This window comes from Borrelia anserina Es, from assembly GCF_001936255.1.
GTDB classification, from domain to species: Bacteria; Spirochaetota; Spirochaetia; order Borreliales; family Borreliaceae; genus Borrelia; species Borrelia anserina.
Window position 1 is genome coordinate 73,206 of the sequence record NZ_CP013704.1, and the last position, 12,362, is coordinate 85,567.

11 protein-coding genes are annotated in these 12,362 nt (G+C 28.1%); 6 read left to right on the plus strand and 5 right to left on the minus strand.

The window, feature by feature from the left end; translation table 11 throughout:
- Positions 1–11 precede the first annotated feature (11 nt).
- Genes N187_RS00380 through N187_RS00390 form a run of 3 tightly spaced genes read left to right on the plus strand, consistent with a single transcriptional unit; the run spans position 12 to position 3,187 of the window.
- On the plus strand, positions 12–1,259 hold the full coding sequence (locus tag N187_RS00380; RefSeq protein WP_025419311.1) for an ABC transporter permease: 1,248 nt from the start codon (positions 12–14) through the stop codon (positions 1,257–1,259).
- A complete protein-coding gene (locus N187_RS00385; RefSeq protein ID WP_025419312.1) occupies positions 1,260–1,940 on the plus strand; it encodes an ABC transporter ATP-binding protein in 681 nt (226 codons plus the stop codon). It begins immediately after the preceding gene.
- Positions 1,937–3,187, plus strand: coding sequence for an ABC transporter permease (locus N187_RS00390; RefSeq protein WP_075550293.1), 1,251 nt, complete (start codon positions 1,937–1,939; stop codon positions 3,185–3,187). Before N187_RS00385 ends, N187_RS00390 begins: the two co-directional genes overlap by 4 nt.
- Positions 3,188–3,228: 41 nt before the next feature.
- Here the strand turns inward: N187_RS00390 and N187_RS00395 are convergent, their stop codons facing one another.
- The gene (locus N187_RS00395; protein ID WP_038443337.1) at positions 3,229–4,512 is read right to left on the minus strand and encodes a hypothetical protein; all 1,284 of its coding nucleotides are present in this window, start codon (positions 4,510–4,512) and stop codon (positions 3,229–3,231) included.
- Positions 4,505–4,822, minus strand: coding sequence for a hypothetical protein (locus N187_RS00400; RefSeq protein ID WP_025419314.1), 318 nt, complete (start codon positions 4,820–4,822; stop codon positions 4,505–4,507). Before N187_RS00400 ends, N187_RS00395 begins: the two co-directional genes overlap by 8 nt.
- Positions 4,823–5,041: 219 nt before the next feature.
- Between N187_RS00400 and N187_RS00405 the strand changes: the two genes are divergently transcribed.
- The 3 genes from N187_RS00405 (at position 5,042) to N187_RS00415 (ending at position 8,435) form a co-directional block, all read left to right on the plus strand.
- Positions 5,042–6,310: a cysteine desulfurase gene (locus tag N187_RS00405; RefSeq protein ID WP_025419315.1), complete on the plus strand. Its 1,269-nt coding sequence runs from the start codon at positions 5,042–5,044 to the stop codon at positions 6,308–6,310.
- 168 nt (positions 6,311–6,478) lie between these two features.
- A complete protein-coding gene (locus N187_RS00410) occupies positions 6,479–6,883 on the plus strand; it encodes an iron-sulfur cluster assembly scaffold protein (protein WP_025419316.1) in 405 nt (134 codons plus the stop codon).
- A gap of 22 nt (positions 6,884–6,905) precedes the next feature.
- A complete protein-coding gene (locus tag N187_RS00415) occupies positions 6,906–8,435 on the plus strand; it encodes a YifB family Mg chelatase-like AAA ATPase (RefSeq protein WP_025419317.1) in 1,530 nt (509 codons plus the stop codon).
- 22 nt (positions 8,436–8,457) lie between these two features.
- Here N187_RS00415 and N187_RS00420 read toward each other — a convergent pair whose 3' ends face one another.
- The 3 genes from N187_RS00420 to N187_RS00430 form a co-directional block, all read right to left on the minus strand.
- A complete protein-coding gene (locus tag N187_RS00420) occupies positions 8,458–9,408 on the minus strand; it encodes an L-lactate dehydrogenase (RefSeq protein WP_025419318.1) in 951 nt (316 codons plus the stop codon).
- A gap of 98 nt (positions 9,409–9,506) precedes the next feature.
- Positions 9,507–11,333, minus strand: coding sequence for a translation elongation factor 4 (gene lepA / locus N187_RS00425; protein WP_075550294.1), 1,827 nt, complete (start codon positions 11,331–11,333; stop codon positions 9,507–9,509).
- 18 nt (positions 11,334–11,351) lie between these two features.
- Complete coding sequence (locus tag N187_RS00430; protein ID WP_025419320.1) at positions 11,352–12,335, minus strand: hypothetical protein; 984 nt, start codon at positions 12,333–12,335, stop codon at positions 11,352–11,354.
- Positions 12,336–12,362 lie beyond the last annotated feature (27 nt).

The following is a 12,362-nucleotide window of genomic DNA, read 5'->3' on the forward strand; positions in this document are numbered from 1 at the left end:
TAGAGATAAAAATGGGACTAAATAAACTTTTACTGAAAAGATTAATCTTAGATGAACAAAATAGCTTAACACTAACAATTGTAATAATATTAAGCATAGTACTTGGACAAATAATTATCATCATAACAATATCGATAATGAATGGTTTTCAAAACGACTTTTTCTCAAGTATATCTACCTTAGAGAGTGGTAATTTAAAAATTGAAAGCGAATTAAATATACAAGAGATTAATGCTCTTAAAGAAATTAAAGAAATAATTCAGATAAATAGAATCTATGAAACACAAGGTATTGGAATTGAACACTATTACTATCCAAGTATATTGAATATCATAGCACTTGACACAAAAGATATCATAAAAGATAAAAATTTTATCCTCCTAACAGGTCTTAAACAATCTGAACTCCAACTTAACGATGATGAGATAATAATAGGAGATGTACTTTCACATAATTTAGGTCTATTTGAAGGTGATACAATAGGATTAATATTAAGTGATGAAATAAAAAACTTACAAACACTAAAAAATGAAGTAAAACAATTTAAAATAAAAGCTATTTTTAAGAGCAATTATGCCAAAACAAATGAATCAACAGTGTTTATGAATATTAACTACTTTTTCAAAAAACAAATTATCAAAGACTCAGACATTAGTTATCAAATAAAAACACAAAACTTACATCCTAGCAAAAAATTAATAAACAAAATAAAGAACATTAATCCAAACATTCAATTCAAATCGTGGAATGAATATAACAAAGAATTATATAAAGCTCTAAAAATAGAGAGGAATACAATGTTAATCATCTTAACAGGTATATTCCTAGTCATTGCCGTTAACACATATTATTTCCAAAAAAGAATAATAATAAATAAAAGTAAATCAATTGCAATACTCTTATCCCTAGGTATCAAATCTAAAAAAATTAGGCAAATCTTTTTAATCCACTCAGTAATAATCTGCACATTCGGTGGCATTATTGGGCTTATTGCAGGAATCATAATATCTTTAAACATCAATGAAATCCTAAATGCAATTGACATTTTAATAAACAATTTGATTAACACAATCAATTATATAGCAAAATTAAACCTGGCTAACATAGAAATAAAAATAGTAAAAAATATAATTACACCTAAAATATTCTTAAGTGATTTAATGTTTACATTATTTTTTGCTTGTTTGTTTACAATATACTCAAGCCTAAAGGTAACAAAAAAGATCAAATATGTTGATAAAATCAATGGAGCATCATAAATGAAAAACATATTATGTATAAAAGAAATACATAAAACATACATCAAAAACAAAACAAAAATAAAAGTACTAGAAAATTTGAGTCTAAACATAAAAGATGGAGACTTCATTTCAATTCAAGGAAAAAGCGGATGTGGAAAATCAACCCTTTTTAACATTATATCAGGAATTGATAAAATGGATTCAGGTGATATAATCTCATGCGGAATATCCCTAAAGAATGCAAATGAGAAAACTTTAAGCTTATATAAAAACAAAAAAATAGGTCTCGTATTTCAAAATCACAATTTAATTAATGAGTTTAATGTATTTGAAAATATTATTTTACCTAAAATCATCGAAGGAAAAGATAACTCACAAACAATAAACAAAAAAGCTCTACGCTTAATGAAAATACTAGAAATAAACACAAGATCAGAACACTACCCTTCAGAACTCTCAGGCGGGGAAGCACAAAGAGTAGCAATTGCAAGAGCTTTAATAAATGAACCAAATATAATCTTATGTGATGAGCCTACTGGTAATCTGGACACCAACACTGCTAAAACAGTAGAATCTCTATTAATAGAGACAGCTAAAACATTTAACAAAACACTAATTTTAGTTAGTCATAATCCAGAATTTTCAAACAAAGCAGACATAAAATATGAACTCAAGGAAAAAACACTAAAGAGAATATGACACATCCAAATATCAAAGAACTCTCAAAAATAGCATATATAATATTTCTAAACTCAAAAAACAAAAAAGCCCTAATTGGTTCTGGAATATCCTTAAGTTTAGTCATGATTCCTTTAATTATTGTTTACTATATGTCAAACAATATCATGAATTCCACAATAGAGAAATATATTGAAAATGAAGGATTTTCAGTACAAATTGAATATAATGATATTCAAAAAGACACACATCTTAGATCTAAACTAGAAAAATTTAAAAAAGAATACCAATATAATGAACTAAGATATTTTTTTGAAAGAAGAACCTATGGAATAATCGGAAATAAAAAAAAACAAGGTATACTAATAAGAGCAGTAGAGAACAAATTTATTGATGAAAATAAGCATATAAAATTAATAGATGGCAAAAAGAGCCTCAATAAAAATGAAATATTAATATCAAAACAAATTAAAGACAATCTTAATTTAAATATCAATCAACCCATTTATATAATAGTACCAAATAATAAGAATCAAAAAATACTCCCCAAAGCAAAAAAATTTAATATATCTGGAATCATAGAAACAGGTTTAAGGGAAGTTGATAAAAACTTGGTTTTCATTTCACTACAAGACTCAAATATAATGTCAGAAAAATTTTCTAAAAGTATAATTGGAATTTATATCAAACCCAAAACTAAAGAGCAAGTAAATAATCTAAAGCAAAAAGTTGAAAAAGAATTCCAAGAATACAAAACAAAAACATTTTATGAGCTCTACTTAAATAAATATATGAACTTAGATACCAGCAAAAAGCTCTTAATTTTTATTATGGCATTTATTGTAATATTTTCAAGTATTAATATATCTTCATCTATTTGTATGTTAATACTTGAAAATAAAAATAAAATTGCAATATTTAAGTCAATTGGAATGAACAACTCAAGTCTTAAAATAATATTCATATTAATAGCGCTTGTTCTAAGTTCAACATCTTGCATAATAGGCATAATCATCGGTAATTACATAACTATTAATATAGAACATCTAATTAACATGATAGATATCATTATCAATACAACTTTAAAAATATTTGGAGCTGATAACATGGAACTTTTAAACTCTGATTATTACATCTCTGAATTTAACATCAAAATAAGTACCAAATTTAGCTTAATTATTCTCTTATCCTACACACTCATTAGTGTCACAATAACACTTATTCCTCTCAATATTATTTCAAAGCTCAAAGAAAAAGAAATTTTATAGATCCTATATAATAAATATCAATACTTCTATAAACAAAAATACTATCTTGCAACTACATTTATAATCTTAATAGAAGATACCTCTTCTTGAATGTTTGGATAAATCTCTTTTGGAAAGATAGTCTTTAACGAAAAACTCTGCCTAGAGTAAGGTTTAAGAAAAGAATCGGATTCAGAAATTAATTTCCGTCGTAAAGATCTAATAATCTGACTATCCCTAGAAACATAAACCACTTCAATATCCAAATCTCGAATATTATCCTCTGAATTATTGCAAACCTCTATTAAAGAATGAGCCTCATAAACTCCAAAAGTTTCATTAAAATAACTTCCAAGATATTTAAAATCCAAAATTGAGGAACTCGTCTCTAAATTAACACTAGGAAAATTATTAACTCCATTAAAAAATTCAACTAAACGTATATCAAGAACCACCTTCTTAGGATGTTCATTAATCTCTTTAGCAATATTATATATAAAGTCAATTGGAACATACACACCTTTACGCCACTTATTAGGAAAATTACTCGTCTTTTCAAAAACCTTATTTAAAATAGAATTTCCTAAATCATCATAAATAGTAATACTATAAGAAACCTTTTTAATAGGTTTCTTATCTGAAACAACCCCTGCCCTTAACTGATAAGCATGTGCATCTTCAAAAACTAACACTTTCGCATCTTCAACTTCAACATGATACAAACTATAAGGACTTGCAACAAGATCAGCAGATTCAACCATTAAATCAGACGCCCTTGTAACTGAAGGTAAGCCTTGAACTATAATATTTTGAACATTTTCTACTTCACCATCAAGCTCTTCATATCCAATAAAGAAATGCATCACTTTATATGTAACAAACGCAATAATAAATATTAATATAAAACTTAAAAATAATACTAATAATCGATGTTTTAACCTCTCAGTTTCATAATCATCTCTTAAATTAATTTCACTCACTATTCCAAATTCTCGAGCCTGTAAACTTACATGCACAAACTTTTTATTTACCTCTTTACTATTTATCCTTTTCACAAGTCTATTATAAAAATTAAAAAACGAATCAAAAATAGATTTATCATGCAGAGAATATAAATATATAGTTTCAAGTTCTCTTAAAGAATCGTCCAACTCACCCATTCTCTCTAATTGCAAAGCTCTATCATACACCTTAGAGAAACGCATTTTAATATTTTCAATATCAGCATCAGAAATATCTGCCTGTTCAATAATCTCTTTTATATTTTTTTCTCTTAAAACCCTATTCCTATATTTAGACAGCTTAGATAAATAAATTCTAATTCTATCTTCAGAAGTTTTACTCATTATCCTCTAATTCATCAACTTTCTTTAAGAGCCAATAAGCAATATTTTTGGCAGTATCTTTTGTAATAGAAATTCCAACAAAAGAATTTATTAAAATTATCCTCTCTTTAGAACCCTTAAGATCCCCAGAAATTTCTTCTAAAACACCCTCTTTAGTCTTAGTATAAACAATCTCTTCAGGAATCTCTGTAGATTCAAAAACAAGATCACAAAAAATCTCTCCAGTATTAGTCACACTACCATAAATATTATTAACAGGCACTAATTTATAATCCTCTGCTTTTTCAAATCTATAAATTATTTCTTTCATAAGACGAATTATAACACAAACATATCTTTAAAATACAAAACCTTAAAGTTATAAACAATTATCAAATATCAATCTCAAAACACAAATTGATCTAATAAAAACATAAACATACAAAAAGAAAATATAAGAAGTTTTATATATATAAAACTATAAATTTAATAATAATGATATAATTTTTATAATAAAAATTACTAAATAAAAATAAAGAATACTAAGCAAATGAATCCTAACTTTGTAAAAGATAATAATGAAAAGGCAAGTATCCTAAGAAGAGATTTCCCTATTCTTAACAAAACTATCAATAATAAAAAAATCATTTATTTTGACAATGCAGCAACTTCTCAAAAACCACAAACCGTGATTTCATCTGTAATCGAATACTACTCAAACTATAATGCAAATATTCACAGAAGTGGATATGAGCTTGCAATACAAGCTAGCTTGAAAGTAGAAGAAACAAGAAAAAGTGTTAAAAGATTTATCAATGCAGAATCTTATAAAAACATAATATTCAATTCCGGAACCACAGACGGAACAAATACAATAGCAAATTCATTGCTATTTTCAAAACTTTTAAAAGAAAATGATGAGATTATAACTACAACACTTGAACACAATAGTAATTTACTCCCTTGGATAAATATCGCCAAATTTTTAAACTTAAAAATTAAACTTGCAAAATTTAACGAAATGGGAATAATTCAACCAGAACAAATAAAAAAGTTGATTACAGATAAAACAAGAATTATTGCTATATCTGGCATAAATAATATATTAGGAACCGTACAAGACTTAGAAACAATTGGCAAGATTGCTACAGATAATAAAATTATGCTGTTCATAGATGCAGCTCAAATGGCACCACATATGAACATAGATGTAAGAAAAATAGGCTGTGATTTCCTAGTATTCTCAGGACACAAAATGCTTGCTCCAACAGGAATTGGGGTCTTATACATATCAGACAAAATTATCAATAAACTTAATAGTTCAAAACTAGGAGGCAACACCATAGAAGATATCTCAATAAAAAATGGAGAACTTAACTTCAAAACTCTTGAATCCCCAAATAAATTTGAATCGGGCACACCAAACATCGCAGGAATTATTGGCCTTGGCAAAGCAATAGAATATATTAATAACATCTCAATGGAATTTATTCAAGAACATGACAGCGAACTGACTGAATACTGTGTTGCAAGATTAAAAGAAATCGATGAAGTTGAATTCACCCTCAATAAAGATATAAAACGAAAATCAATAATCTCATTTACAGTAAAAGATATACATTCACATGATGTTGAGACATATCTTGATACAATGGGAATTGCAATTAGATCTGGTAAAACTTGTGCTTACATTACATTTCTATCAGAAAATATAAAAAAAGATCATTTATTAAGAATAAGCTTCTATTTATATAATACAAAAGAAGAAATTGATATTTTTATATCCTGTCTAAAGAGAACAATCAAAGAATTTCATTAAATTTACCTTTAAAAATTTATAAGATCTATTAATAATATCAAATAAATATTCCATTAATTAAATAATGATCAAAGATAATTAGATTTACTCACCAACATTACACAAACTTTAATTAAATCAATAATAATGTTTATTGATTTAATTAAGCAAACTTCTTAAAATTGAAACATGCTTTCAGAAGAAACAAAAAAAGAACTAATAAGACTTAGCAAAATAAAAAAGTATTATTTTCAAACAGATAAAAATCAAAGTTCAGTGTATTATCAGTCTAAATGTGGAGATCAAATAACATTCAAAATTAATGAAATTAAAGAAAAAATCAGACTACAGTACAACGCACATGGATGCATAATACTTCTCTCAAGTGCCTATGTCCTAACTAAGATATGCAATAATAAACCCAGAAAAGCAATACTAGAAATTATAACAAAAATAATCAATCAAAATTTTGAAAACTTAGAAGAAATTGACAAAAGCCTTAAAAATTTTGAAACCTTTTTATATACAAATAGAAAAGATTGCTTTACATTGCCTCACAAAGCTCTAAAAGGGATCCTAAATACCATTGAATAACTCTTAACTTAAGGAGAATTATATGAAAATATGCTCTCATTCATCAATAGGATATAAAGGAGAACTAATTGAAGTTGAAGTAGATATTAAGAAAGGAATACCAGGAATTGATATTGTTGGTCTAGCTGGAAGTGAGATCAAAGAATCAAGAGCAAGAGTAAAAGCAGCCATTAAAAATTCAGGATTTATTTTCCCAAAAGACAGGATATTAATAAATCTTGCACCAGCTGGCATTAAAAAAATTGGAACCGCAGTTGATCTCTCAATCGCAACAAGCATCATGACCATAAAAGAAAATCAAAATAATAATTTAGAAGTTTTAATATTAGGAGAATTACAACTAGATGGACAAATAAGAGCAATCAAAGGAGTATTACCTGCAATTTCACTTGCAAAGGAAAGAGGTATTAAATGCACAATAATACCTTTTGACAATCTAGAAGAAGCTCTTCTAATAGAAGATCTCAATATTTGGGGAGTAAAAACCTTAAAAGAAACTCTAGAAATATTAGAACATCTCAATAATAATATATTCCCACCAAAATCCAAAATCAACTTCAAAATAAAAGACAATGAAAAAAAATTTGAATATGATTTCAAAAATATCAAAGGACAACACAGAATTAAAAGAGCACTCGAAATTGCAGTCGCTGGAGGACATAACATTATGATATTCGGTCCTCCTGGAAGTGGTAAAACTCTCAGCATTAAATGCGTACAATCGATACTACCCCCACTTACAAACAAAGAAATAATCGAAACAAACAGAATTTGGTCAGTTGCTGGCAAATTAATAGATACAAAAATAATAAGACAAAGACCATTTAGACAACCTCATCAAACTGCAAGCAAAGAAAGAATCATTGGTGGTGGACCAAATGTACTCCCTGGGGAAGTATCACTTGCCCACAATGGAATTTTATTCTTAGATGAAGCTCTAGAATTTCAAAAATCAATATTACAATCTCTTCGAGAACCAATAGAAGATAAGACAATTTCAATAGTAAGATCAAGTTCAAGATCATTTAAGTATCCTGCAAATTTTCAGTTAATGATTGCTACAAACCCCTGCCCCTGCGGCAACCTTGGAAAAAACGATACAGAATGTTTTTGCTCACAACAAGAAGTTTCAAACTATTGGAAAAAACTTGGAGCAGCAATGCTTGATAGAATTGATATTAGAGTCCCAGTTAAACCAGTAAATAATGCACAATTATTCCAAGAAAACAACGAAGATTCAAGTGAGATAAGAAAGAGAATAATAAAAGCAAGAAACATACAAAGTAAAAGATACGAAGATATTGCAAATCTTCACAAGAATTCCGATCTTAAACCAGAACATATTGCAAAATTTTGTGAATTAGATAAAATACTACAAGATGAAATGATTTATATATTAAATAAACTTAATATATCATCAAGAGCAACTCATTCAATCTTAAAATTAGCAAGGACAATAGCTGATTTAAAAGAAGAAGACCATATCTTAAGAGAATCATTAATAGAAGCAATTGAACATAGAAAACATGGGGAAAAATTACTAGAAGAATAAAAAAGCCCCAATTGGGGCAACATTAAAATTCTATTTTATCAATATAAGTCTTCAACTGATTAGCAGAAGACTTAAACTTTTCAAGTTCCCTATCACTTATTTTAAATTTAAGAACCTCTTTTACGCCATCTTTACAAACTACAGAAGGTGCTCCAATATAAATATCCTTAATAGAATCCCCATACTGGCCATTAATATATGAAGATATCGGCAAAATAAGGTTTTGATCACTAATTATCGCATTAACAATTCTTTTAATTCCAAGTCCAATAGCATAATAAGTCGCTCCTTTAAGTTTAATCACCTCATAAGCAGCATTAACAACATTTTTATGAATCTCATCAAGTTCTGATTCCGATATTTTCCCTTCATCAATGTATTCTGATAAAGATTTCATAGCTATTTTAGTTTCATCCCAAGTAGCAAAAGAACTATCACCATGTTCACCCATAATATATGAATGTATATTTTGAGTATTAACATTAAGACGCTCAGCTAAAAAATATCTAAGTCTTGAGGTATCAAGTGTTGTTCCTGTACCAATAACTTTATGATTTGGAAAATTGGAATATTTCATTGTTACATAAGTCATAATATCAACAGGATTACTTGCAATTACAAAAATACCACTAAATCCACTCGCAACAATACCCATTACAATGTCCTTAAATATTTTAGTATTCTTGCCAACCAAGTCAAGTCTTGTCTCACCTGGTTTTTGATTAAGACCAGCAGTAATCACAACAACATCTGCATCAGAACAATCATCATAATTGCCAAATGTTATTTTAATATTTTTTTCTAAGAACATCTGACCATGATTTAAATCCATAACTTCACCCTTGGCCTTGTCCTGAGCTATATCAATAATTACAAGTTCATGAACAAGTGAGTTATCTATTGTCAAAGCATAAGCAAAACTTGAACCAACACTACCAGCTCCAACAAGAACAACCTTATTACGTTTAAGCATAAAATATCTCCATATAAAATTATTACATTGATATTAAATAATATTATAACACTTTAATAATATTCTATAACCCGCTGCCTACATATTCAAACATGAAATTAATTATCATCTGATTTAAGAACAGCAAGAAATGCACTTTGTGGTATCTCAATATTCCCTATCATCTTAAGTCGCTTTTTACCTTCTTTTTGCTTCTCTAAAAGCTTTCTCTTCCGAGTAATATCACCCCCATAACACTTAGCAGTAACATCTTTTCTAACAGGTGAAATTGTCTCACGAGCAATAATGTTTGAACCAATAGCTCCTTGAATCGCTATTTTAAACTGTTGTCTTGCAATCTCATCCTTTAATTTTTTACAAACACTTAAAGCCTTTGCTCTTGCACCATCACGAAAAATTAACTGAGATAATGCATCAACTCTATCCCCATTAACTAAAATATCTAACTTAACCAAATTTGTTTTTTCATATCCTAATAGTGCATAGTCAAAAGAAGCGTATCCACGACTCACAGATTTAATCTTATCGTAAAAATCAAAAAGTATCTCTGCAAGCGGCATTTTATAAATAACTTCAACACGTTTTTTATCAAGATAAATCAAATTTTCTTGAACGCCTCTTTTAAGTAAACAAACACTCATAACATTCCCCAAAAATTCAGTGGGAACAATAATATTAGCTCTGATATAAGGTTCAAGTGCAACTTCAATATTTTCATTTCCTGGAAATTGTTCAGGACTTTCAATAAAATAAGGAATCCCTTTGTTAGGAACAATTTTATAACGAACTGATGGTGATGTTAATATCACATTAAGATCAAATTCACGCTCAATTCTTTCCTGAATCACTTCTAAATGTAAAAGTCCTAAAAATCCACATTTAAATCCATGTCCAAGAGCAACTGAAGAATCTTTTTCAAAAGTAAGTGATGCATCATTCAGTTTAAGTCTATCCATTGCTCTTAAAAGATCATCATATTGATTAGCATCAACTGGATAAATAGAAGAAAACACTACAGGCTTAACTTCCTTAAAACCTTCAAGAGGTAAACTCGCTGGATTATCAACAAGAGTTATAGTATCTCCAATCTTAACATCTGATATATTCTTTATTCCCGCAATAAAATAACCAACATCACCGGCTTCCAAAATATCTCTCTTTTCAAGAATTATTTTAAAAATTCCAATCTCTTCCACTAAGTATTCCCTATCTGCATGCATCAACTTAATCTTATCACCAGTTTTGATTTGTCCTTCAAAAATTCTAAAATGCACAATAACACCACGATAAGAATCGTAATGCGAATCAAAAATTAAAGCCTTCAATGGATTATTAACACTTCCCTTAGGAGAAGGAACGTATTTACAAATAGCCTCAAGCAATTCATCAATTCCAATACCATTTTTAGCAGATATAGAAACAGCAATATTTGCATCTAATCCTAAATCGTGTTCTATTTGTTTTTTTACAAAATTAACATTTGCACTTGGCAAATCTATTTTGTTAATCACAGGAATAATTTCGAGATTATGTTCAAATGCCATATAAAAGTTTGAAACAGTTTGAGCCTCTATCCCTTGGCTCGCATCAACAAGCAAAAGCGCTCCTTCACAAGATGAAATTGCCCTTGAAACTTCATAAGAAAAATCGACATGCCCTGGGGTATCTACAAAATTAAGTTCATAAATATTGCCATCACTACACTTGTAATCAATAGTAACTGCTTGACTCTTAATTGTAATCCCCCTTTCCCTCTCAATATCCATACTATCAAGAATTTGACTCTTAAATTCACGATCTGAGATCAGCTTAGCCTTTTGTATAAATCTATCTGCCAAAGTTGATTTACCATGATCAATATGTGCAATAATACAAAAATTTTTTTTATAATAACTAATTTTTACCCCCCTAAGTGAAAATAGGATATTGAAGAATAAATTATATTAATACACATTTTTATTCAGCAAAAAATTTTTGATATGAATCTTTGATTTTGAAAAATAAGGGGAAAATTTAGGAGCAAGATCAACTACTAACTTCCAAGTATCTATAGCCCTCAACTTATATTTATAATCATCATAAACATAAGTTGCAGAAGCGATATTATATACTATTTCCCAAAAATCTGTAGATTCAAAACTAGTTTGAATATCAACATACTCATTTATTTTTTGAGCAAAAGACCTTAAATTTTTAAACTTATAAAAAGGTTCATAATAGCTAACATAATCATACATTCTGGTTAAAATACCAACTGCAGCTACAAGCCCATGAGTAATTGCAAGTTCATAAGCACCAATCTTTAAATATACTTTTGATAATAACCGATGAGTATCGATAATATTATAATTCTTAAACCTATAAAGCTTAAAAGTAAAATCTAAACCTGAAGTTCCTCTCACCTGCTTTAAATAAGAATGCAAATAAAAAGAAATATTAAATTCAAGTTTATTATCTAAAGTATCGTCATATTTTTGAGCGAGATAGTGATACTTATAATAATCATCACCTTTTGAGAATTTACTTAAAATTTCATTTAAGTAATCAACCATATCAACATAATTATCTTCAAGTTCAGCTATTTTTGCCAAAGAAAAAAGCATATTTTGCTCAAAAGATTTATCCAATAAATACTCTTTATTTTCCAAAGCCTTATGAAGATGTAATTTTTCAAGCACAACATTACCAATCATACCATAAGCAATGGACAAATAATAATTGGCCTCTGGATATATTCCTTTTTGAAGCAAAGCTTCCTGTAAATAACTCATTGCATTAGTAAGATTAGATTTAGTAAATCCTTCCTTAGAATAAATAAGTTGTCGCCCTTTTTCAAGCAAAATCCAATACGGAAATTCCTTCATACCTGATGAATTTAAATTTAACGCAAAAACGAAAATAAAAAAAAGTAAGAAAGATCTTAACATACCTATAAACATATTAAATTTTCTCAC

Coding starts and splice junctions, on each gene's coding strand:
- N187_RS00380 (WP_025419311.1), top strand. CDS start 12: ATGGGACTAAATAAACTTTTACTGAAAAGATTAATCTTAGATGAACAA.
- N187_RS00385 (WP_025419312.1), top strand. CDS start 1,260: ATGAAAAACATATTATGTATAAAAGAAATACATAAAACATACATCAAA.
- N187_RS00390 (WP_075550293.1), top strand. CDS start 1,937: ATGACACATCCAAATATCAAAGAACTCTCAAAAATAGCATATATAATA.
- N187_RS00395 (WP_038443337.1), bottom strand. CDS start 4,512: ATGAGTAAAACTTCTGAAGATAGAATTAGAATTTATTTATCTAAGCTG.
- N187_RS00400 (WP_025419314.1), bottom strand. CDS start 4,822: ATGAAAGAAATAATTTATAGATTTGAAAAAGCAGAGGATTATAAATTA.
- N187_RS00405 (WP_025419315.1), top strand. CDS start 5,042: ATGAATCCTAACTTTGTAAAAGATAATAATGAAAAGGCAAGTATCCTA.
- N187_RS00410 (WP_025419316.1), top strand. CDS start 6,479: ATGCTTTCAGAAGAAACAAAAAAAGAACTAATAAGACTTAGCAAAATA.
- N187_RS00415 (WP_025419317.1), top strand. CDS start 6,906: ATGAAAATATGCTCTCATTCATCAATAGGATATAAAGGAGAACTAATT.
- N187_RS00420 (WP_025419318.1), bottom strand. CDS start 9,408: ATGCTTAAACGTAATAAGGTTGTTCTTGTTGGAGCTGGTAGTGTTGGT.
- N187_RS00430 (WP_025419320.1), bottom strand. CDS start 12,335: ATGTTAAGATCTTTCTTACTTTTTTTTATTTTCGTTTTTGCGTTAAAT.